We start from the raw sequence: 24,135 nt of genomic DNA on the forward strand, positions 1-24,135 counted from the left end.
ATGTAAATGCCACGATGCGTGACACTTACACTATTCCATCAACTATTCGAGCTGGTTACATCAACATACAGGGTTAACATTTGCCCTGGTTGCAGATATTTTTTCTCGTTTAACTGATTCCATTTCCGCAATTGGCTCACGCTCACTTTAAATTTGCTGGCAATTGCCGCCAGCGAGTCGCCGTTACGTACTTTGTACTTGACCGTACGCACCACACCTTTGCGATTGTCATCTTGGTGCCAAATCACCAATGTTTTACCGGGTTTTAAGGTGTCTTTGGCAGACAAACCATTCCAATTTGCCAATTCACTGGTGCTGATCTTGAACTGGCGGGCAATTTTCCATAACGAATCACCGGATTTAACTTGATATTTACTGCTGTAACGGCTGCTATTGCGGTTTTGCTGTGCTAGCACCCGTTGCTCTGCTGATAAGGGATAGTCTGTAGCATCTTGCTGTGCGATTGGGATCAGCAAGTGTTTACCGGCAACAATGTTATTGCCTTTGATATTGTTGATAGAGCGGATGATATCCACCGTCGTACGGTGCTTTTTCGCGATGAGCCCAAGAGAATCGCCACGCCGGATTTGGTAACGCACCCAATTCAACCGCTCCTCAGCAGGCAATGCCGCTAACGCTGCGCTAAACTCTTCAGCTTTGTCTACGGGCAAAACTAATTTATGAGGCCCTTTTGGCGCCGTTGCCCAATGGTTATACCCCGGATTGAGCTGCTGCAAGTCGGTGATATCGATCTCAGCTAAACTTGCCGCCTTGGCTAAATCAATTTGGCTGCCAATATCTACCACATGAACAGCAGGTTTATTGTCGATAGCGGCTAACTGAATACCATACTGGTCAGCATGCTTAATTACGTCTGCAAGTGCCAGCAATTGTGGTACGTAACGTTCAGTTTCACTGGGTAATGACAGCGACCAAAAATCTGTTGGCTTACCAGCGGCTTCGTTGCGTTTGATGGCGTTGAGTATCCGTCCTTCACCGCTGTTGTAGGCTGCGATGGCGTACAACCAGTTTTCGCCGGTTTTTTGATAGAGATACTGCATCATATCTAACGCTGCCGTTGTTGCCGCTGGTACGTCACGACGTCCGTCATACCACCAGTTAATCTTGAGTCCAAAGTGGCGCGCCATAGGTGAGGTGAATTGCCATAAACCCGATGCGGCTCCCGGAGAGTAGGCAAAAGGATCAAAGGCGCTTTCTACGATTGGCAGCAGGGCTAACTCCATCGGTAAGCCTCGCTTTTCAATTGCATCCACGATCAGATACAAAAACGGACCAGCTCTTTCAGAGATTTGAGCCAGATGCTTCGGATTAGCTAAATACCATTCGCGATATCTTTCGACTAGTGCTTGCTCAGGCACTGGTATGTTGAGTTGTAATCTCAATCTTTGCCATACGTCGGTAATCTCAACCACTTGGGGTGCCTGTTGTGGCGTTGTTGGTTCAGGTGTCTCTGGTTGCGAATTAACTTCTGCCACAATGTCAGGATCGATGTTGTCACTGTCGCTGATGAACTGTGGCGAAACTTGGCAGCCAGACAAAAAGGCCAGCAATGCCAGTGCGGTGGTGATTTTGTAGTGCTTCAAAAGCGCTTTTCCTCAAAGTGTATTTAGGCAATACAGCGTCATCCCGCCAGAGCCTCAATGGTGTTTGGCTACCAGCAAGTGTCGACAATATTTTAACTTATTGTTATTTATTAAAAATAAAAAACAGCCGAGGCTAAGCAACGGCTGTTTTGCATTCTAACGGATCTATTAGAAGTTGTCTTTCCACAGACGCAGAAGTTTTAAGCGGTGCTCAGGTTCTGGACAGGGTTGTTGGAATTGTTGTTGCAAAACCTTCTGCAAACGATCATCTGTGCAATGTAAAAACGGATTAATTGCCTGTTCTAAGCCGATGGTGGAAGGCAAGGTGGGTTTGGCACGCTGACGCTCCGCGGCAACCGTCTGAGCGTATTGCTGTAACTCATGGTTATCCGGCTCAACAATTAGGGCAAATTTAATATTCGCCAAGGTGTATTCATGTGCGGCATAAACCCGTGTCAGTGGCGATAACTCATCCAGTGATGCCAGGGAGGTATACAGCTGCTCTGGGGTACCTTCAAACATCCGGCCACAGCCACAACTAAACAGAGTATCACCACAAAATAATGCATCATCAATCAAGTACACCCAGTGATCCAGCGTGTGGCCCGGGGTTGGCCAAACTTTAGCATTTAGATCAAAGCAATGTTGTTTGGATTGAAGCGCTAGAGCCCCTTTACTATCAAGCGGATGGGTAATACTAGGATGGCAGCCTTGTGGACCATAAACAGGAATGTCTTGGCCAAAATGCGCCAGCAGCTTGGTCACGCCACCAGTATGATCGCCATGATGATGGGTCAGTAAGATGCCGCATAAATTAATGTGTTTTTGCTGGAATAAGGCGAGTACTGGCTGTGCTTCACCTGGATCAACAACCCATGCATTTCCCGATGAATCGCAAATTGCCCAGATATAATTATCATTAAAGGCTTGGATCGGGGCGACAATAAACCCCTGATGCGATTGCTTAAAAGGAATGGACTGCGCCATTGATAGCTCCTAACACACGGTTTGATGTGACACAGTGCACAATTTAACTCACTATCTAGCTTGCCTCAATGGCCTTTCGGTTATTAATCTAACAATAAGTTAAAGGTCAGACCGGTATTTAATGGTGTCCTCAAGTACAGAATCTCTGTGGCAAGGCTGGGAAGCGATGCCAAATGGTATGCAGCTTTTAGCAGAAATTGATGAGGCGATGGCGCCATGGTGGCCAAGAATCTTTGGTTATCATTTATTAAAGTTGGGCGCGCTGAGTCTAGATTTGGACTCCAGCGCCAGTAAAATTAATCATACTTTTACCTTGTTTCCTGATCATCGAGCCGATGTTGTGGCTGATTTTGATCAGCTGCCTCTCAAATCATCCAGCGTCGACGCCGTTGCTATGCCGCTATTACTTGAGTTTGAGCAAGACCCTTACCGTATTCTACGTGAGGTTGATAGGGTACTGGTCAGCGGTGGCTACTTGGTTATTTGCGGTATCAATCCATTCAGCAGTGCCTACAGCGGAAAGTTGTTTCCTAAATATCAAACCCAATGGCCATGGAGTGGTCGGTTTTTCATGCCTGCGCGGGTAAAAGATTGGTTGGGTTTATTGGGTTATCAGCTCGTCGACGAGCGGCGCCTGGGGTTTCACGCGTTCATGCCGGAATGGGACTACCCTAAAATTTGTCGAAAGTGGCAGCAACGATTATTACCCGGAACTGGCTTGCTCTATCTCTTTGTGGCGCGCAAGTTGGATACTCCACTTACCCCGATTGCGCCTAAAAATAAGAAGCGAGTAGCGGGTTGGCAACCTGCTGCAACGGGTGGGTTCAGTGGCCGCCATATGAAACAAAGCGATAACGAATAGATGCGCATTACCCTCAAGCAGTTAATGATTTTTGAAGCGATTGCGCACAGTGGCCAAGTAGCAAAGGCTGCAGAACGCGTAAACCTCTCTGCGCCAGCGACATCCATGGCGTTATCAGAATTAGAGCGTCAACTCGACACACGTTTATTTGAACGTATTGGTAATAAGCTCAAGCTCAATTCACAAGGGGCAATGTTACTGCCGCTGGCTACCTCGGTATTACAACAAGTGGATGCAATTGAGTTAGCCTTTACTCCGTTAAACAGTGTGTTGGCTGGTTCGCTGAGTGTCAGCGCCAGCAACACCATAGGAAATTTTTTGTTATCCAAAGCTGTGGTAGCATTTTCGCAGCAACATCCCGAGGTCAATATTGAATTGAATATTGATAACTCGCGCCATGTAATTCGCGATGTTGCCGAATTTCGCGCTGAACTGGGGTTTATTGAGGGATATTGTCTCGATAGCCGTTTAGAAGTATCTGCATGGCATCACGATAAGCTGAAAGTCTTCTGCCATCCTGCACACCCTTTTGCTGGGCAAACGGTTAGCCCACAAACATTGAGTGATGCTTTGTGGGTGTTGCGCGAAGAAGGTTCGGGGACGCGCGAATATTTTGTTAATGCTGCCAATAAACTCAATTTACGGCCTGAAGTGCGTTACACCTTTCCCACGCCGGATGCTATCAAGCAAGCGGTTAAGCAGGGCGCGGGACTTGGGGTATTATCCGAACTAGCGATAGAAAAGGAGCTGACACGCCGAGAGATTAACCTCGTACAAGTGGCGGGGTTGCAGTTAGAACGACCGTTCTACTTACTAAAGCATAAACATTACAGTTTTACGCCACTTGCCAAGGCGTTTATCGAGTTTTGCGACAACTTTTTGCGGCTTGATAAAGCAGTCACATTGGCCGATTAGGCTTGGTATCCAACATCTACCGTGGTCGGGTTATTTTCAGCTGCCGTCCGTGCTAATTCGTCGCAACGTTCGTTTTCTGGATGACCCGCATGGCCCTTAACCCATAGCCAATCAATGCTATGTTGCTGACAAGCGGCGTCTAAACGTTTCCATAAGTCGACGTTTTTAACTGGGGTTTTGTTTGATGTGACCCAACCTTTGCGCTTCCAATTGTGGATCCATTGGGTGATGCCTTGACGCATGTACTGGCTATCACTGGTGAGCGTAACACTGCAGGGTTCTTTGAGGCTTTCTAATGCAACGATAACGGCCAATAACTCCATACGATTATTGGTTGTTAACTTGTAACCTTTAGATAACTCTTTGATATGTTGTTTGTATTTAAGGATTGCACCATAACCACCTGGGCCAGGGTTACCGAGACAAGAGCCATCAGTATAAATATCGATGTGTTTGAGTTCAGTCATCAACTTGCTAACATAGCCCCATAAATTTAGGGCATTCATCAGTTCCGAAAGCGACAACATACATGAATATTATCTCAAATGCGACGCGTCAGGTTATTCTCGATACTGAAACCACAGGTATGAACCAAGGCAGTGGCCCGATATATCAAGGTCATCGCATCATTGAAATCGGCTGCGTCGAGGTGATTAATCGCCGTCTAACGGGGCGTACCTATCATCAGTACATTAATCCGCAACAGGCGATTGATGAAGAGGCTATTGCAGTTCACGGGATCACCAATGAACGCGTTGCCAATGAACCTGTTTTTGCCCAAATCGCAGCGGAATTTGCCGCGTTTATTGAAGGCGCTGAAATTGTGGCGCATAACGCGTCGTTCGACGTGAACTTTATCGATCATGAATTTCGGATGTTGAACCCACGTGGCCCCGTGGTAAAGGAAATTTGCGATGTGCTCGATTCATTAGATATCGCCAAATTCCTGCATCCGGGGCAGAAAAACAACTTAGATGCCTTGTGTAAGCGCTATCATATTGATAACTCAAGACGTGATTATCACGGCGCGTTGCTCGACGCTGAGATCCTCGCGGATGTCTACTTGGCCATGACCGGTGGGCAAACCAAGTTTAACTTGAGTTTAGACAGCGAACGAAATGGCAGTGAGGCGGGCGGCATCATTCGATTAAATTCTTCTCGCGCGGGCCTTAAAGTGATCTCGGCATCTGCCGATGAACTTAATATGCACGAACAGCGCCTTGATTTGGTGGGAAAAAAATCAGGTAAATGTATTTGGCGCGATTAACATATTAGGATTGCAACTTGGCGACTCTTTATCGTGGCATTGTGTGGGTCAGTTTGGCGTTAACCGCTGTACTTAGCATGGCGGTGCAGGCAGACACTGTTCCCGCAGCACAGGCATCTGAATTAAAAAACCGCTTCCGCATTGACCATATGGTTGATGAGGTAACCTTAGTTATTCAACGAGAATTTGGTTCGGCGCCGGTAGTCATTATTCAGCCTGATGGCAGTAAGTGGTATTCATCAAGACATCCCCAAGAAGTGAAGTGGACCGATTCTGAGACCGGCGATTTCATCAACATCAAAAAGCCAACTCCTGGCCCATGGCAATTAACGGGCAAAATCGTCAAAGGTTCCAAAATTCTGTTGTTGTCCAAATTGGCTATAGACGTGGAATCAATTCCACAGCCAGTTTATCAAGGTGAGCGTTTAAAACTGCGTGCATCGATGTTGGGCGATGACTTAAAACTTCGCTTGCCCGGGTTGTCGTACATGATGCAGTGGAGCGCCAAGTTTTCATCAAGACAGAATAAAGAGGATGAAAACTTTGCCGCGGGCACCATCAGCGTGGGTAGTTATCAAGATAATGGTACAGCACTAGATGAGAGGCCCGATGATGGCGAGTTCACTTCAAACTTCAATCTTGAGCAACCGTGGGGGCATTACACCCTGATTGTACAGGCGCAAAACGAGGTGTTCCGCCGCGAGTATCAAGAAGAGTTTTTCTTGTCGCCGATGCCTGCAGACATTGAAGTGATTGAGCCTGAAAAGCCCACTGAGCAGCCATGGCAGATATCAATCGTGGCCGACGCCAACGAGCTTAAGTTAGATCAGTCCTTTTTTGAATTGACGGTGATTGGTCCGGCGGGTTTTCAAGCGAATTTTAGTGAGAAACTTAATGGCGTAGCGAAAAAAGCGCTGACACTCACCGATGTGACCGAGTATGGCAGTTATCGTATTAAAGGCGAGTTATTTGCTACTACGAAAACCGGGCGTGAAATTGTCATTACCCTGCCAGAACGTTTCTTCAATTATGTCGAACCACCTGCACCACCGCCGAGTGCGGAAGAGATGGCGGAGCGAGCTGCTGCAGCCGCAAGAGTCCAAGAAGAAGAAGCGAAAAGCTCGGTACTTACACTAATCATCGTCGGTAACGTGGTACTTATTTTGTTGGCTGCCGTGATACTGTTATTTTTACGCAAGCGTCAATCGCTTAAACTTGCGCTTGCTGCAGCAGCAAAAGAGGCTGAGTCAAAGGCAGAATCGAAAGACGGCGAAGTGAGAGACATCGATTTAACAATGCCTGATGAAGAGCTACGTTAATGCCTCAACCTCTTTAGCCATTCGCTCACGGCAATGGACTTTTGATATCGCTTGGCAACTGAGTTTTGAGGTGTTAATTCGTTAAAAATCAATCTTTGGTTAAAATTTGGCTGAACGGTTTTAATTCGGTTAAAAAACTGTTGACCTAAAAAAGCTGGCTACGTATTATTGCCGCCATCCTAAGTGGAGCGGTAGTTCAGTTGGTTAGAATACCGGCCTGTCACGCCGGGGGTCGCGGGTTCGAGTCCCGTCCGCTCCGCCAGTTAGGATACGAAATCGTTATGGAGCGGTAGTTCAGTTGGTTAGAATACCGGCCTGTCACGCCGGGGGTCGCGGGTTCGAGTCCCGTCCGCTCCGCCAACGATACAAGAAGCCAGCATTATTGCTGGTTTTTTTGTGCCTAAATTTTATCAACGTATGCTATTGGCGCTCAAGCTAACCCTGTTTATCTTGGCCTGAAATTACTTGCTGTTTGGAAAAGGTAACGACGAACGTTTTCCGGCGCAATCACTTCTATTTTATAAATCCTTTTCCGTTTATGGTTGTAAACCATCGACATCGGTTGTTTGGTAATTAAATTACACCGAGGTAGGCTGCATTTCGCTGCAACTGCAACAAGCCAACCATCGGTCACGGTTATATAACTGTCCAGTACTTATCATTTTTTTAAATTAAATATGTAGCGGCTAATTCAAACCAGTTATTGAAAAATTATTAATGGATAAACCGTTAAGGATTAATAGTGACGTTTTAACGCTATGACCTGTGATTTTTATCACGGCTTTGAGATTATATTAAGACGCTTAATTAGCTGTAACAACGAAAATAACAGAGTTTAATAGGCTGAATTTAAAGGTTAAATTTTGTTTTTAACCTAAAAACGATCTCGATATTTAATTGATACTTTAGTCTAATGAATAGTGTCGTCACTTCTCAGTTTATTAAATAGACAATTTTAACCATATGAAAAATAAGATGTTATTATAATTTTTGATAGCCTTGTAAGCGATTCGACTGCGATTGAAAAACCAAAAAACATACAATATGATTTGTTTCGTATAACCGAAGATAAGCAAGGATTGTAATATCCTTAACTATCTAAATTTAGGGGTAACCCTTTTTTTTGATAGCAATGTGCCACCGGTGGCACAAAGATTTTCTGTAATTTTGCTACCGGTGGCAACGTGGGGCGTTCAGTGGTGTGGTTGGTTTGGAGTGGGGACTCCTGAATATACGCAGCTGATCGAACGAACAAGGCCAATAGCCCTCAGGTTTATTTCGCTTTGTATAATAACAATGTTGGAGATATCCGAGATGTTTAAGAGAACAACGTTAGCAAGTACCATATTCATGGCGCTGTTTAGCCAAGCAATATATGCAGCAGATGACGCTACCGACAGTAAAGCAAAAGCTGATGAACCGATGGAAACCATCGAAGTTGTTGGTATTCGCAGCAGCTTAAATAAAGCCGTCAATATTAAACGCCAAACCGTGCAAGTGGTTGATGCGATTGTCGCGGAAGATATCGGTAAATTCCCAGATAACAACGTGGTTGAAGCGCTGCAGCGCGTAACCGGTGTTCAAACAACGAACCGTGAGTCTGGTGAAGTCAGTGGCGTGACCATTCGTGGTTTAACCGACGTTACAACTACTGTGAACGGCCGCGAAATGTTTACTGGTGTCGGTCGTACCTTGGCAGTGCAGGATATTCCAGCGGCGTTGTTAGAAAGTGTCGAAGTGTTTAAAACTCGCGACGCCAGCCAAATTGCCAGTGGTATCGCAGGGCAATTGAACGTTCGTACTCATCGTCCATTTAACTTTGAGGGTGCCAAATTCGCGCTCAATGCTCGTGGTGTTTATCAAGACCTTGCCGATAAAGCCGACCCGATTGTCAGTGCCTTAGCCAGTAATCGTTGGGATTCATCCATTGGTGAAGTGGGTGCGTTGCTCAACTTGTCGTTTGCGCAAACCCATTACCGTAATGAAAATGCATCAGCAGGTGCAGTGGTTCCATTTCGTACCGACAATCTGGCACGTATGTTTAACTACCCATTTGGCTTAGAGCATGGTGTCGATCGCACGCCTGGCGCAACCTTAGATGGGGTTGAATATTATTTGGGTCGTGATGCGCTAAACCAAACCGATATCAATGGTAAACGCCAACGTCCTGCGGTGAATTTGTCATTGCAATGGGCACCAACTGACACCTCTGAATATGTGTTCGAAGCTTTCTATAATGGCTACCGCAATGAAAGCTCAAACCACATGATCCTGACCTATGCCGACTCTAACCGTGTTGCCACCGATATTCAGCCAGAGCTGTTCGAAGGCACTAACGTAATTAAGTCACGCGCTTGGGGGAATTCTGGTGCATTTACCAGCGGCGACTACGGTGAGCAACAAACCGACAGCTACATGTTTGCGCTGGGTGGCAAGTGGGATTTGAATGCAGAAACTACGTTAAAATCTGAAATTGTTTATCAAACCAGTAAGTTCGAAAGGGAAGGCGTTGCTATGCAAGCTAACTCCCGTATGCCATATGTGTTTGCTGATTTTAACCATGACGATGGCGTAATGGCGTGGACACCATATTTGGAAGAGTATGGTGAAGAGCTTGATTTGACCGACCCTAGCCGTTGGACGACTTCAACAATGTTTGACAACGCCGGTAAAGACAAAGGCGATGCTCTAACCCTGACCACTGACATCGATTTCTATCTCGACTGGGGCATCTTTACCAAAGCTAAAGCCGGTATTCGTTACGAAAGACGGGGATCTGAAACTTACAGTCGCGACACCAACCGCGGCAATGCCATACCGTTGGTTGATTTAGACCCAGGTATGCTTGGTGTCAATAGTGACTTCTTCGATGGCAGAAGTGACTTACCACGTTCTTGGGTGGCAATGAGTGGTAAGGCCTTGTGGGATAACCGCGAAGAATTCCGTGAGTTATGGGGATTTGGCGCGGACGAAGAAGGACTACGTCGTCTTACCTTGCAAAGAAACTTTGAAATCGACCAAACCTCTATGGCAGCTTACGTTCAAAGTGAATTCGATACTGAGGTATTTGGTAAGCGTTTAGATGGGGCTATCGGTGTACGCTATACCTACGCCAGTGCCGATATGGATTTTTATAAGTGGAATGCAGACTTAGCGCAAATTGATCATTCAACAGGTAATAATACCAGCGCTAAGTTTTTGCCTAACTTAACCCTCCGCTATCATCTGCTTGATGATGTGATGATGCGCTTTGCCTATACAGAAACCCTGCGTCGTCCAGAATTTGGCGATTTGAACAGTTTCGTTTCGCTGCATCCGGATACTACTAATGTTGGTTATGGTAACGCGAATGGCGGTAACCCATCACTGAAACCTACTGAGTCTAAGAACTACGATTTCTCGTTAGAATATTATTTCGGCTCCGGAAATTCAGTGTATGCCACATACTTCTATCGTGATATTCAAGGTTTTGTGTTTGATTCATTGCTTCGTACACAGTTCCCTAATCCAGATACTGGAGTACTTGAAGACTACATTTTGTCAGCCAAAGGCAATACCTCAAACGGCGTGCTGAAAGGCTATGAAGTTGGTGCTGTTTACTTCCTTGAAGACGTACCGCAATGGTTAGATGGCTTTGGTATTCAAGCCAGTGGTACCTTCCTAGACTCAAACCAAGATATTCCTGTGTTTGATGATACAGGTGTTATTGAACGATATGATCATCGTGGCGTGTTTGGTGTGTCAGACACTTCTTACAGTGGTGTGTTGATTTACGAAAAAGAAGACTTTAGTGCGCGTCTGTCCTACGTATGGCGTGACAACTTCTTACATCGTTATGGTTCTGGTCGCTTCGCGCATCCTCGAGGCGTATATCGTCAACCAGAGGAAAGCTTAGACTTCCAAGTGAACTACAACATTACTGACAACTTGGTGGTTTCGTTTGATGCAACTAACTTAACCAATAAAGTGTTCAACCAGTACTATGAGAAGGAATTCCTTAACGATACAGCTTCCATCTACAGTCGTACCTTTGGCTTGGGCATCCGTTACTCCATGTAACTTGCTCGTTTAACTGGTAAACATCCCAGTTCCGGTAAGCCGCTTGGTTTGAGCAAGCGGCAACTTTCGCCGTCCATGCAAGTGGGCGGCATTTTTGTTTTTAATACTGCGTTGAGTAAAGGTTTATTTTTGCTCGGAGCTCAACAAGTGCGGCCCAGCGCCGTCTTTAGCTAAAACATCGTCTGGGTTTCTCAGGGGGCAGTCTGTTAGTGACAAACAGCCGCAGCCAATACAGCCTTCCATGCGGTCTCGTAGGGTAATTAGCGCCTCAATTCTTTCGGTTAAAATTGCATGCCACTCGCTACTCAATTCGCGCCATTCCTTCACTGAAATCGGCGTATTTGGCAGGGTATCGAGATGGCTTTTAATTTCATTAAGTGGAATGCCCGCCGATTGCGCAATTCTTATTACTGCGATACGACGTAACACTTTACGATCATAACGGCGTTGGTTTCCTTGGTTGCGCCAACTAGAAATGAGTCCTTTCGTTTCGTAGAAATGCAGCGTTGAAACCGCGACACCACTGCGTTTGGCAACTTCGCCAACCGATAAAGCACCTGTGCTTTCTACCATGTAAAATTCCTGTTGACCTCAAGTATACTTGAGGAAATATTATTCGCGTCGGCTAACGCATTCAAGCGTTGATTTACTCTATGACAATTTATTCAGGAGCCGACATGGGTAGAGATTATTCCCTTCGTCATCATTTGTTATTGGCAAGCTGTGTTACCCGATTAACATCCCAGTGTGAGATGGGAGGTCAAGATGAGTAACGGTGTTCAATTGCCACCAGCCCCTGTTTCGCAAAACAACCATTTAATTCGTACCGTTCTTATTACTGCAGTTGTGCTACTGCTACTATTAGGCGGTGTTTACTACTGGAAAGGCTACCTTGCGAGCCAACAACCTCACTGGCAGCCCCATGCTGTTCCCGTCACCGCAATGAAAGTGGCGGAAGCGCCGTTACCACTAGCGCTTAATGCCGTGGGTGAGTTGAAAGCGATCAATCAAGTCACGCTATCAGCCGATGTTGCCGGACGGGTTGACGCTATTGCGTTTCAATCAGGTGAAAAAGTAGCCGCAGCTCAGCCGTTAGTAAGCTTGTATAACGGTCCTGAACAAGCCGCGCTTGAAGCGGCGCAAGCACGCTTAGCCTTTGCTGAACATCAACTCAAACGTTCACAACAACTTGCGCCATCGGGCGCAGAATCATTGGACGTGTTGCAAGAACGTCAATCTGCGTTTGCCCAAGCAAAAGCTGACGTTGCTGCGGCAAAAGCGCAGTTACGCCAAAAGCAAGTTATTGCGCCATTCGCTGGCCAATTGGGGATCCGCAATGTCGATCTGGGGCAATACGTCAATGCCGGTCAGCCAGTGGTTACGCTTACGGCACTGGATAAGCTTTACGTAGAATTTACCTTGCCACAGCAAGATTTTGCTTCAGTCAAGGTTGGTGGTGAGATCAACTTAAGCAGCGATGTTTATCCGCAAGCCAGCTTTGTGGCCAAAGTGCACGCGGTAGAACCGCAACTGGATAGCGACACGCGCAACCTGTTAGTGCAAGGGGAATTAGATAATAGCGAACAGCTGTTACGCCCTGGCATGTATGTTAATGCCGCCTTATCCTTGCCAGCACAAACCGATGCGATTGTGGTGCCAGCCACTGCAGTGCAGACCTCAGCTCAAGGTTATAGCGTGGTAGTGATCCGCGGCGATAATGCCAGCCAACAGGGTAAAGCCAATATTGTTGCGGTTGAAGTGGGTAAACGCATCGATAACCGCATTCAAATCACCCACGGTTTACAAGCGGGCGATGTCATCGTGGTGACGGGCCAAAATCGCGTTCAGCCGGGCGCTGATTTAGTGGTACAGAACCTACTGCGCGCAGGGGAGTAAGCCTTATGCACTTTACTGATCTTTTTATTCGGCGGCCGATATTATCGATCGTCGTCAGCTTGATGATTTTACTGATCGGCATAAGCGCCACTTACAACTTGCCCATTCGTCAGTATCCGCAGATGGAAAGTGCGACGATCACTATTGATACGCAACTGCCGGGTGCAACGCAGGACATGATGCAGGGTTTTGTGACGACACCGATCGCACAAGCGATCTCGACTGCCAGCGGTATTGAGTACATCACCTCAACATCGCGCCAAGGCAAAAGTCATATCTCTGCCAAGTTAGTGTTGAATGCGGATGCGGATCGTTCAATGACCGAAATCCTATCCAAAGTTCAAACGGTGAAGTATCGCTTGCCGGAAGGGGTTACCGATCCCGTGATTGCGAAAATCACCGATGGCGCGTCGGCAATTCAGTACTTGGCTTTTGTGAGTGATAGTTTGGCGCCAGCGCAAATTGCTGATTTCATCTCGCGGGTAGCACAACCATTAATTACCTCTGTTCCCGGCGTGGCCTCAGCGACAGTAGTGGGTGGTGCACCATTTGCGATGCGGATCTGGGTTGACCCCGTGAAACTGGCTGCGCGCGGAATGACGGCGAGCGATGTCGCCGGCGCGCTGCGCAGTAACAACATTCAAGCTTCCCCGGGCCAATTAAAAGGGGATTCAACCGCACTGAATATTACGGCGGGTACTGACCTGCGCAGTATTGACGCGTTTCGCAACATGGTACTCAAGCAAGGCAGCCAAGGCGTGGTGCGTTTGCAAGATATCGCAACTGTCGAGCTTGGTGGCCAGAATTATGATTCCGGCATGTTGGCCTCAAACCGCAAAGCGGTATCGGTGGCTATTTCGCCAACACCGGATGGTAACCCATTGGATATCGTCGCGCAGATCAATGATTTGATTGACGATATGCAAAAAGTCGCACCACCGGGATTAGAAGTGATCAGCCAGTTTGACGTAGCACACTTTGTGGATGCCTCAATTGAAGAGGTGCAACACACACTGGTTGAAGCAATCGCGATTGTGGTGATTGTGATCTTTCTGTTCCTTGGGACTTTCCGTGCCGTCATCATTCCGATTGTGACTATCCCACTGTCATTGCTGGGCACCGCCGCGCTAATGCTGGCCTTTGGCTTCTCGCTGAACCTTCTCACCTTGTTGGCGATGGTGCTGGCGATTGGCTTGGTGGTGGATGATGCGATTGTGGTGGTTGAGAACATTCACCGCCATATAGAAGAAGGGTTATCCCCCTTTAACGCTGCATTGAAAGGCGCTCGTGAAATCGTTGGTCCCGTGATTGCGATGACGATTACCTTGGCAGCTGTGTATGCGCCTATCGGTATGATGGGTGGCTTAACTGGCGCTTTGTTCCGTGAGTTTGCCTTTACCCTTGCGGGATCTGTGATTGTCTCGGGAGTTGTTGCATTAACACTGTCGCCGATGATGAGCGGAAAATTGCTGCAGTCACGTCAGGCCGAATCCAAGTTGGAAAAATGGATTGAGCATTACATGGAAGGGCTGACTCAGCGCTATGTTAAGTTACTGGATAAAACTCTGGTATCTCGTCCGGCGGTTTTGCTGGTGGGCGTGGTTATTCTGGCTGCCATTGGTGCGTTATTCGCGGGTGCGAAACGTGAACTCGCGCCAGCAGAAGATATGGGCTATGTATTTGCCCAAACTAAGGCGCCGCAGTATGCCAACGTCGACTATACGACTAAGTACAGCACCCAAGTGGATAAGATCTTCCAGCAATTGCCTGAATTTGAGCGTAGCTTTTTTGCCATTAGTCATGAAGAAGCCAATATCGGCTTCGGTGGGGTGATCTTAAAAGAATGGTCTGAGCGCGAACGCAGTGCCGATGAGATCCAAGCCCAACTGGCCGGAATGACGGCTGGCGTTGATGGGGTTTACACCTCTTTATTCCAAGACAGCCCTTTGCCAGCCTCTACCGGTGGTTTGCCAGTGCAGATGGTGATCCGTTCATCAGGAGAATTTAGTGAGCTGTACCAAACACTGATGGGACTTAAAGGTGCAGCGTGGGGCAGTAGTTTATTCGCCTTTGTTGATAGTGACTTGGCGTTTGATAGCGCCGAAGCACACATAGAGATCGATCGCGACAAAGCGGGCGAACTAGGGATCAGCATGGCTGAAATCGCCGACACCTTGGCCATTTTGGTGGGCGAAAACTATATCAACCGCTTTAACTGGTTTGATCGCTCCTATGATGTCATCACGCAAGTGCCGCAAAACCAACGCTTAACGCCAGATAACCTCGGTAACTACTATGTCCGCACCGGTGCTGGTAAGTTGGTGCCATTGTCGACCGTGGTGAGTGTTGAGATTAAGCCTCAGGCGAATAAGTTGCCGCAATTTAACCAGATGAACTCGGCAACTTTGTCAGCAGTGTTGCTGCCAGGGGTGACGATGGGGCAAGCGGTGAATTTCCTGCAACAGCAACCTTTGCCGGATGGTGTTACCGTGGATTGGCTATCGAATAGCCGCCAGTTTGTCCATGAAGGTAATCGCCTGACGGTATCGTTTGCCTTTGCCTTGATTGTGATTTTCTTGGTATTAGCAGCTCAGTTTGAGAGCTTCCGTGACCCGTTGGTTATTTTGGTGACTGTTCCGCTCGCTGTGTGTGGTGCGCTAGTACCGCTATATTTAGGGTTTACTACGCTCAACATCTACACCCAGATTGGTTTAGTGACCTTAATTGGCTTGATTTCCAAACACGGTATTTTGATGGTGTCTTTTGCCAACGATATGCAGTTACATGAAAAGATGAGCAAGCTAGAAGCGATTCGTCATTCAGCAGCGGTGCGGATGCGCCCAGTATTGATGACAACCGCTGCGATGGTTGCTGGCCTAGTGCCACTGCTGTTTGCCGCTGGTGCAGGTGCAGCAAGCCGCTTCGCTATCGGGATTGTGGTGGTAATGGGTATGCTGATTGGTACGCTGTTTACCTTGTTCGTATTGCCAACCATTTACACTCTGTTAGCCGCAAATCACCAAGATGATCATGCTGATGAAGCGATTGATGCTGATCGCGCTGTTAGTGTAGCTAGTGCGGAGGTGGCTCATGGGTAATCGTCATAACGCATTGCGTTTAACTAGATTGCGCCCACTGGCTTTACTCCTGCCGTTAGTCTTGGCTGGCTGCAATACTGCGCCTAACTCGGCGGAGTACGCGCCCAAGTCAATGAACACGGGTGAGTTTGTTAGTCATCTCAATGGCCAAACGGCGTTGCAGCCATTACCGAACGATTGGTGGCAACTCTATCAAGATGAGCGCCTCAATCAGCTAGTGAGGCAAGCACTGAACGCCAATAACGATCTGCGGGTGGCCGAGGCGAATCTACGCCGCACGCAAGCGCTCTTGCAGCAAACCAGCGCTGACCGATTGCCGGCAACCACATTGTCTGCTGGTGCGACTTATGGTGATGCCACACAGGGCGCGAGCGATGATCAATGGAGTGAAACTGCTGGGTTATCGGTAGCATGGGAAGCTGACTTTTGGGGGCGTATTCGCCAAGCTATCGATGCTGCTGAAGCCGATGTCGCCGCCGAACAAGCCGCGCGCGATATGGTGCGAGTGACCGTAGCGGCAGAAACTACCCGTGCGTATCTTAATTTATGCGCCTATGGCAATCAGCTCAATGTTGTCGAAGCATCGTTAGCTAACAGTAAAACTCAGCGAGACATTATCGCCGCGCAATTTGCAGCGGGCACGGTGACTGAATCTGCGCTTGCCAGCGCTGAAGCGGTTGTGGCAACTGTGCAAGCGCAGCTACCAATAGCCCATGCGTCAAAACAAAATGCCTTGTTCGAACTTGCAGCGTTACTCGGGCTTACCCCCGCGGAAGCTCCGCAAGATCTGCAAAGTTGTACGCTGCCGCCGCAAGTCGCACTGGCATTGCCAGTCGGGGATGGTACTGAACTGCTAAGGCGTCGGCCGGATTTGCGTCAAGCGGAGCAAACATTGGCGGCGGATATTGTGCGTATTGGCGTGGCTATGGCGGATTTGTACCCGCGAATAAGCTTGGGCGCTTCTGCGAATTACTTACAAAACGATGTGGTTAGCGGTAGCGATAGTCTGAGTTATGGCATCGGGCCACTTATCTCGTGGAACTTTCCTAACACTTTGGCGGCAAGAGCCCGTTTAGCACAGGCGAAAGCGCAGGCTCAGGTTTCGGTCGCCGCTTTTGATGGGCTAGTGGTCAACGCGCTGAAAGAAGTAGAGCAAGCATTGACGTCACTCAATGCGGTGACGGCGCAACAACAATCGCTTGCACGCGCTGAACAGCAAGCCACGCGCGCTTATAACTTGGATAAGGTGCGCTTTGATGTTGGCGCGATTGCGCATGTGGATCTGCTAGTGAGTCAACGCAATATGCTCGACAGTCGTACCGCAAATGCGCAGGCGCAAGTTACGCTTACCAACGCGCAGGTTAATCTGTTTAAAGCGCTTGGTGGTGGCTGGCAGCAGGCTGCAGGGGTTACCGTCAAAGCGAATTAACCATCTGTTAATGAGTTATATTGGTAAAGGCCATTCATTTTGATGAATGGCCTTTTGTCTTTTTGGCACTCAGCTTAGATGTATTTTTAAGCAGCGTTTATGTAAACGCTTACAGTTTAATGGTGTAACTCAAGTAGATGGATCTGTGTCAAAGCGTTATGGTGCGCTATCATGCGAATGTTTAGGGCTAATTTAGCGAGTAATGAAGTGGTAGGAATAAACAGCGTTTTTCGCTTGGTTGCTCAAATGGCTCATTCTCTGGCGCTACGCTATTTATCGTTTTGCTTATATTTTTTGTCATGCTGCCGAGGTGGCAGGACATATCGTTATTGAATATGAACCTACAATTATCGCAACAAAATCTCGCCGTTACCTTATTTAAAGCCACATGGCCTATGGTGTTTGGTGTGCTTTCCATTATGAGTTTTCAACTGGTGGATAGTGCGTTTATTGGGCAGCTTGGCGTCATCCCGTTGGCGTTACAAGGCTTCACGATGCCGCTGCAGATGGTGATCATTGGCGTACAAGTGGGATTCGGCATTGCCGCTACCGTGTTGATCGCCAAACGTTTGGGAGCAAATCAAACTGGCCAAGCGAAGCAGATGGCAGGCTTGGTGGTGAGTTTAGGCTCCACCGTTATCGGGATTGTGTGTTGCTTGCTTTATCTCTGCCGTTTTCCGCTATTGACGGCATTAGGTGCAACTGAAGCGGTTCATCCTCTTGTCAGCGGTTATTGGGCATGGTGGGGCTTGAGTGCTTGGCTTGGTGCATTACAGTATTTTCTCTATAGTGTGTGCCGCGCCAACGGCAATACCATGTTGCCCGGTATAATGATGGTGGTGACCAGCGTATTGAATATCGCGCTTGATCCACTGTTTATCTTTGTGTTTGGTTGGGGAATTAACGGCGCCGCTATTGCTACCTGTGTATCTTTCTTTATCGGCATTCTGCTGGTGGCATATCGACTGAAACATTCACACTGGCTCAGTTTTCAACGTGGCGAATTGGCGATTAAGCGTGCGCTCAGCCAAATAGGCCATATTTTCTTTCCGGCGGTGATGAGTCAATTGATGCCGTCACTTTCGGCAATTTTGGCCACTAAGTTGTTGGCCAGCTTTGGCGCTGCTGCTGTCGCTGCGTGGGGGCTGGGTTCGCGCGTAGAATTCTTTGCCATCGTCGTGGTGTTGGCCTTGACCATGTCATTGCCGCCGATGATCAGTCACGCACTTGGTGCAGGGAAGTTTGACCGGATCACTCAGCTGGTGCGTATCGCATTATTGTTTGTGCTCGGCTGGCAGTTGCTGATTGCCGTTATCATATGGCTCGGGGCCGATAGCTTAGCGCAATTGATGAGCGCAGAAGGTGAGGTCAGTGCCATCCTTCGGCAGCATCTGTTAATTGTACCGTTCAGTTTAGGTGCATTAGGCTGCTGCATGATTCTGGTGTCGGTGTCGAACGCGCTCGGCAAGTCTTACAATGCTTTGCTGATCTCGGTCGTGAGGCTATTTGTGTTGTTTTTGCCTTGCATTTGGCTAGGAGCGCAGCTGGGCGGGATCATGGGGATTTTTGTTGGTGCATTTGCGGGTAACTTATTTGCTGGTAGTTTTGCCTATCTGTCTTATCGTAAAACAATGGCCAAGTTAACTTTGCAATCGTAACCCGCATAGCGGCGGTTAGCTGGTATCTTGTTTTCGCTTCATGTTACTATCGCCGGCCGTTTTAAGTTGGACTCGCTTGTTTGCTTAGGCGAAGCCGATGAATAATGGCCTAACTTGCTTTGGGTATTGCGCCGATATTGTGCGCTAGTTATCCATATCCTCAGATTGAATTTCGTTTAAGAGATTCTGTTAACTGTTGTTTTGTATCCAGAATTCATCAATCTTTTTGGTTGTAGGATTCGTTAATTAGGCTGTCTTTTTTCATCTGTATTCTGCTTTTGTACTGAATCTTTGCCTGAGGGATTGATCCTAAAGCGTGATCCAGTCGATACTCTTTCGAGCCCATTTTTATCAGTCAAATATGAATTCATGTTGTCTGTCACCGTTGTTAATGTGAACAAGGGACTGTAATGATTGAACAAATTACCGGAATGTTGGCGCTAATTGGCGTGTTGTCACTATTGTGTCAGTGGTTAGGCTGGCAATTGCGGCTACCTGCGATTTTACCTTTGCTCTGCTGCGGCTTATTAGTCGGCCCTGGGTTGGGGTGGCTCGATCCTGATGCGATTTTTGGCAACCTGCTGTTTCCGCTTATTTCTCTCGGGGTGGCAATCATTCTGTTTGAAGGCGCACTTACTCTAAATTTCAAAGAGATCCGCGATCATGGCCGTATGGTGACCCACTTGGTGACCATCGGGGCCGCTGTGACTTGGTTGTGCATCAGTATGGCATCTTGGTGCCTATTTGACTTTACGCCTTCAATTGCGTTGTTGTTTGGCGCATTGGTTGTAGTAACGGGGCCAACGGTGATTGTGCCTATGTTACGCACGGTCAGACCCAAATCTGAGCTTTCTAGCATTCTTCGCTGGGAAGGGATTGTCATCGACCCGATCGGCGCCTTAATTGCGGTATTGGTGTACGAATACATTACCGTGAGTTCGGATCAAACCTCACACGTGTTAATCGCACTGGGCTCTATGTTGGGTATCGGTTTGGGAGCCGGCGCGTTAGCAGGCTATCTGCTGGGTTGGGTGTTGCGGCGTAACATTTTACCGCATTACCTCACCAATACTGCCGTATTGACCGTAACCCTTGGGGTGTTTGTCGGCTCGAATTTGCTACAGGAAGAATCGGGTCTGCTAACTGTGACCGTGATGGGGATCTGGCTGGCGAACATGCGTGGCGTATCGACCCAGTCGATCATTGAATTTAAAGAAACGCTGACGGTATTGCTGATCTCTGCACTGTTTATTTTGTTGGCGGCGCGATTGAATTCTGATGCGATGTTGAACCTTGGCTGGCAAGGACTTGTGTTACTGCTGGTGGTGTTGTTCATCGCACGGCCATTAAGCATTTGGATTTCAGGGTTTGGAACTTCGCTAAGTTCTCGCGACAAATGGTTTTTAAGTTGGATTGCCCCCCGCGGGATTGTCGCCGCGGCAGTGAGCTCACTGTTTGCAATTAAACTCGAACAACGCGGTGTTGATGGTGCTGATATGTTGGTGCCATTGGCGTTCTTAATCATCATTGGCACGGTAGTTATTCAATCGCTTACCGCGCGAAGATGGGCGCAGCATTTGGGGGTCACGGCGAAATCTGCTCAAGGTATTTTGATCTTTGGCGGCTCTAAATTTGCCCGAGATCTCGCCAAAATCCTCGTATCAAAAGGGATTAAAGTGATTATCGCCGACTCCAACTGGGATAACGTGCGTTTGGCGCGTATGGACAATATCCAGGTGTATTTCGGTAATCCGGTATCGGAACATGCCAACAACTTCTTGGATTTGGGTGGCATTGGTAAAGTGTTGATCTTGAGTCCTTACCAGCAACTCAATCCAGTGGTGTATTTTCACTTCCAAGACATTTTTGGCCCAGAGCGTGTTTATGGGGTGAATACGACAGATGCTTCAGCCAGTGCTCGTCATCAATTATCAGAATCTTATTTGAGCCGGATGTGTTTGTTCAGCGACTCGGTGTCCTATTCAAAATTGGCCAGTTTGATGTCACGTGACGCGGTATTAAAAAGTACCAACTTGACCGACAACTTCAGTTACCAGATGTTCTTAGAGCGTTATGGTGAGTCAGTAATCCCATTGATTTATATGAAGGGCGGTAAAGTGCATATGATCACCACTGAAACCACCTCAGTGCCTAATGGTGTTGAACTGATCAGCCTGATCCCTAAAGAGGCGATGGAGCATCAACAGAAAAAAGCCGCTGAAGAGAAAGAGCTGAAAGAGTTGCAGGAAAAAGAAAAACTCCAACTTGAGGATACTGATATAGAAGCGCAGGCTTAACTTGCTGCTTAATAAGCTGGGGTGGCTGAGCAAGGTTAAGTTGCAATAGCATGAATAGAAAAGGAGGCATAAATATCGCCTCCTTTTTGTTTGGTCAGATATTTCAGACGGGGTTTATGCTGCCTTATGCTTAGTGTCGACGCGTTTAAGCGTGTTGGCCTTTAGCTCTTCAGGGTCAAAATCATCGACATTGATTGACAGTAGACGACCACGTTCAGCTTGTTCCAGTAACTTCACTTCATCATCTGATAACACGCCTAACGCTTTACCTTCGGCTGCAATCTTATCCAATTGCATAAATGGATAGCGCTTGCCGGCCGCTTTGCAGACTTTATCGTATAATGGCTCAGCTAACAGAATATCGCGCAAGGTATGTTCCTGAATACCGACAGGGTTATTGGCGGTGGCCTTTAAGTATTGACCATTGCCTAAGCGATTACGGCTAGCGCACGGGGTTTGCATTATACGGGCAACTTTATGATCAAGTTTATCGGATGGGCGTTTAATTGGACGACCAAACGGGAAGATGACGACGCGCAATACTGGCCCCAATCTGTTTGGGAAGTTATCGAGTAACTCATCCAAAGATACCTGCAAGCGATATAGGCAATCTTCTACCGCCCATTGCAGCAAGGGCAGATCCTCAGTTAAACGGCCATCATCTTCATAGCGCTTCAACGTGGCTGATGCCAGATACAGCTGACTCAACATATCGCCAAGGCGGGCTGAGATCCGTTCTTTACGCTTCAAACTGCCACCGAGCGTGGCCATGGCAACATCTGACAGCAAAGCCAAGTTCGCGCTGAACCGGTTAATCTGTTGGTAGTAGCGACGAGTCTTATCGTGTACCGGTGCGTTGGACAAATAACTGCCGGTGACTCCCATCCATAAACTTCTGACAAAGTTAGACAGACTGAAGCCGATATGGCCAAACAGTGCGCGGTCAAACATGCGTAAACCGCGCAGCTCATCGGGTTCAAACGCGGCTTCCATCTCTGACAGAATGTAAGGATGGCAACGAATTGCCCCTTGGCCGTAGATGATCATGGAGCGGGTAAGAATATTGGCGCCCTCGACCGTAATGGCGATTGGTGCCGCTTGATAACCACGACCAAGATAGTTGTTAGGGCCTAAGCAGATCCCTTTACCGCCGTGGATATCCATTGCGTCAATCATGCATTTCTGCATCCGCTCGGTGAGGTGGCATTTTACGATGGCAGAGATCACCGATGGCTTCTCGCCGCTATCAATACCTGTGGTGGTTAATGCTGCTACGGCGTCCATCAGATAGGCGTTGCCGCCAATTCTGGCTAAAGGTTCTTCAATGCCTTCTAGCTTGCCGATCGGCAGTTTAAACTGGCGACGAATGCGGGCATAGGCACCGCTGGCCAGCGCCATTGTTTTTACCCCACCTGCGGAGTTTGATGGCAGGGTGATACCACGTCCTACCGAGAGACATTCCACCAGCATACGCCAGCCTTGTCCGGCCATTTTCTCGCCGCCGATGATAAAGCTCAGTGGTACGAACACCTCTTTACCGCGGGTTGGTCCGTTTTGGAACATGCAGTTAAGCGGGAAGTGACGTCGACCAATCTCCACACCATCAATATCGGTTGGGATCAGCGCGCAGGTGATTCCGAGTTCCTCTTCATTGCCAAGCAGATGCTCAGGATCGCGCAGCTTGAAGGCCAAGCCCAACACCGTGGCAATCGGCGCGAGGGTAATGTAACGCTTGTTCCAGGTCAGTTTCATCCCCAGCACTTGCTCGCCTTGCCATTTGCCATAACACACCACACCAAAATCGGGAATGGCGCCTGCATCAGAACCCGCTTCAGGGCTAGTGAGGGCAAAACAGGGGATCTCTTCGCCACGCGCTAACCGTGGCAAGTAGTGTTGTTGTTGGGCTTCAGTGCCATAGTGTTGCAGTAATTCGCCAGGGCCAAGAGAGTTAGGTACGCCCACGGTTGAGGCCAACTCGCTGCTGACGCCAGCAAGTTTTTGCAGGACGCGAGATTGAGCATAGGCTGAAAACTCTAAGCCTCCATATTGCTTCTTGATGATCATCGCGAAGAAACCATGGGATTTAAGATAATCCCAAACCTCAGCAGGTAGGTCGCCAAGTTCATGGGATACCTGATGCTGGCTGACCATGGCACAGACTTCTTCCACTGGGCCATCGAGAAATGCTTGCTCTTCTGCACTCAGCCGCGCTTTAGGGTAGTTATGTAGCTTGCGCCAGTTAGGATTACCGGCAAACAGATCCGCTTCCCACCATGTTGTACCCGCATCGATCGCCTCTTTCTCGGTCGATGACATCTCCGGCATGATGTTTCGATATATGCGCATGGCCGGACGAGTGATAAAGTTTTGTCGAATAGAGGCTACATTGAGCGGTATAACAAGCAACAAGTAAGGTAGCCACATCCATAAGCTGACACTGTCCAGTAGATTGCCAAGCAAAATGACCGCCGCTGCGGCAAGGCTGGACGTGAGCAGCGAAACCCTCAGATAGGCAGCAGCCCCCAGTACAAACGTTAATGTGATGAGCCAAATTAGGGTAGTCACGGTACGTCTCCTCGATAAATCGGGTTATCTAATAGTTATTACGTATTTGAAGCGCTTTTGGGGTCTAAAAACAGCTGGTCAGACCTCTCTTTAGATAAAGTTAATAGACAAATTCTGTGAACTCAAGCAATTTTCAAACAATTGTTTGAATCTTTAGTCGCATCTTAATTTTTCCATTA

The 24,135-nt window shown here is 47.9% G+C and carries 15 protein-coding genes and 2 tRNA genes; 12 read left to right on the forward strand and 5 right to left on the reverse strand.

Translation table 11 applies throughout. The annotated features are described in order from the left end of the window. Positions 1 to 38 precede the first annotated feature (38 nt). The gene (locus JYB87_RS08605; protein ID WP_228729975.1) at positions 39 to 1,604 is read right to left on the reverse strand and encodes a LysM peptidoglycan-binding domain-containing protein; all 1,566 of its coding nucleotides are present in this window, start codon (positions 1,602 to 1,604) and stop codon (positions 39 to 41) included. A gap of 168 nt (positions 1,605 to 1,772) precedes the next feature. Then, a complete protein-coding gene (gene gloB, locus JYB87_RS08610; protein WP_207356433.1) occupies positions 1,773 to 2,591 on the reverse strand; it encodes a hydroxyacylglutathione hydrolase in 819 nt (272 codons plus the stop codon). Between the two features lie 121 nt (positions 2,592 to 2,712). Between gloB and JYB87_RS08615 the strand changes: the two genes are divergently transcribed. Together JYB87_RS08615 and JYB87_RS08620 are read left to right on the forward strand one after the other, a co-directional pair. Further along, entirely contained in the window at positions 2,713 to 3,453 is a 741-nt protein-coding gene (locus JYB87_RS08615) for a class I SAM-dependent methyltransferase (RefSeq protein ID WP_207356434.1), read from the forward strand. Next, entirely contained in the window at positions 3,454 to 4,368 is a 915-nt protein-coding gene (locus JYB87_RS08620) for a LysR substrate-binding domain-containing protein (RefSeq protein ID WP_207356435.1), read from the forward strand. It begins immediately after the preceding gene. Here the strand turns inward: JYB87_RS08620 and rnhA are convergent. Continuing rightward, positions 4,365 to 4,835, reverse strand: coding sequence for a ribonuclease HI (rnhA, locus tag JYB87_RS08625; RefSeq protein ID WP_207356436.1), 471 nt, complete (start codon positions 4,833 to 4,835; stop codon positions 4,365 to 4,367). The genes JYB87_RS08620 and rnhA overlap by 4 nt on opposite strands. Before the next feature lie 62 nt (positions 4,836 to 4,897). Between rnhA and dnaQ the strand changes: the two genes are divergently transcribed. The 5 genes from dnaQ (at position 4,898) to JYB87_RS08650 (ending at position 11,013) form a co-directional block, all read left to right on the forward strand. Further along, positions 4,898 to 5,635, forward strand: a complete 738-nt coding sequence (gene dnaQ / locus JYB87_RS08630) for a DNA polymerase III subunit epsilon (protein WP_207356437.1) — start codon at positions 4,898 to 4,900, stop codon at positions 5,633 to 5,635. Positions 5,636 to 5,712: 77 nt separating this feature from the next. Then, complete coding sequence (locus tag JYB87_RS08635; RefSeq protein ID WP_207356642.1) at positions 5,713 to 6,954, forward strand: TIGR03503 family protein; 1,242 nt, start codon at positions 5,713 to 5,715, stop codon at positions 6,952 to 6,954. Between the two features lie 185 nt (positions 6,955 to 7,139). After that, positions 7,140 to 7,216 (forward strand) — tRNA-Asp (locus JYB87_RS08640). A gap of 21 nt (positions 7,217 to 7,237) precedes the next feature. Next, a tRNA-Asp gene (locus JYB87_RS08645) sits at positions 7,238 to 7,314 on the forward strand. A gap of 954 nt (positions 7,315 to 8,268) precedes the next feature. After that, complete coding sequence (locus JYB87_RS08650; protein ID WP_207356438.1) at positions 8,269 to 11,013, forward strand: TonB-dependent receptor; 2,745 nt, start codon at positions 8,269 to 8,271, stop codon at positions 11,011 to 11,013. A gap of 123 nt (positions 11,014 to 11,136) precedes the next feature. On the opposite strand, the gene soxR is transcribed toward JYB87_RS08650, so the two are convergent. After that, positions 11,137 to 11,586 carry a redox-sensitive transcriptional activator SoxR gene (soxR, locus tag JYB87_RS08655; RefSeq protein ID WP_207356439.1) on the reverse strand — a complete coding sequence of 150 codons (450 nt, stop codon included), beginning with the start codon at positions 11,584 to 11,586 and terminating at the stop codon, positions 11,137 to 11,139. A 192-nt stretch (positions 11,587 to 11,778) separates the two neighbouring features. Here soxR and JYB87_RS08660 point away from each other — a divergent pair, with 192 nt between their 5' ends. The 5 genes from JYB87_RS08660 to JYB87_RS08680 all read left to right on the forward strand — a co-directional run bounded on the left by JYB87_RS08660 (position 11,779) and on the right by JYB87_RS08680 (position 21,391). Further along, positions 11,779 to 12,909 (forward strand): efflux RND transporter periplasmic adaptor subunit, encoded by a 1,131-nt coding sequence (locus tag JYB87_RS08660; RefSeq protein ID WP_207356440.1) that lies wholly within the window; start codon positions 11,779 to 11,781, stop codon positions 12,907 to 12,909. A gap of 5 nt (positions 12,910 to 12,914) precedes the next feature. Then, positions 12,915 to 16,007 (forward strand): efflux RND transporter permease subunit, encoded by a 3,093-nt coding sequence (locus JYB87_RS08665; protein WP_207356441.1) that lies wholly within the window; start codon positions 12,915 to 12,917, stop codon positions 16,005 to 16,007. Continuing rightward, positions 16,000 to 17,436 (forward strand): efflux transporter outer membrane subunit, encoded by a 1,437-nt coding sequence (locus JYB87_RS08670; RefSeq protein ID WP_207356442.1) that lies wholly within the window; start codon positions 16,000 to 16,002, stop codon positions 17,434 to 17,436. Before JYB87_RS08665 ends, JYB87_RS08670 begins: the two co-directional genes overlap by 8 nt. 335 nt (positions 17,437 to 17,771) lie before the next feature. Beyond that, a complete protein-coding gene (locus JYB87_RS08675) occupies positions 17,772 to 19,094 on the forward strand; it encodes an MATE family efflux transporter (protein WP_207356643.1) in 1,323 nt (440 codons plus the stop codon). Between the two features lie 410 nt (positions 19,095 to 19,504). Continuing rightward, positions 19,505 to 21,391: a cation:proton antiporter gene (locus JYB87_RS08680; protein ID WP_207356443.1), complete on the forward strand. Its 1,887-nt coding sequence runs from the start codon at positions 19,505 to 19,507 to the stop codon at positions 21,389 to 21,391. 114 nt (positions 21,392 to 21,505) lie between these two features. On the opposite strand, the gene fadE is transcribed toward JYB87_RS08680, so the two are convergent. Further along, a complete protein-coding gene (fadE, locus tag JYB87_RS08685; protein WP_207356444.1) occupies positions 21,506 to 23,956 on the reverse strand; it encodes an acyl-CoA dehydrogenase FadE in 2,451 nt (816 codons plus the stop codon). Positions 23,957 to 24,135 lie beyond the last annotated feature (179 nt).

Origin of the sequence: Shewanella avicenniae, assembly GCF_017354945.1 — a bacterium.
GTDB lineage: Bacteria > Pseudomonadota > Gammaproteobacteria > Enterobacterales > Shewanellaceae > Shewanella > Shewanella avicenniae.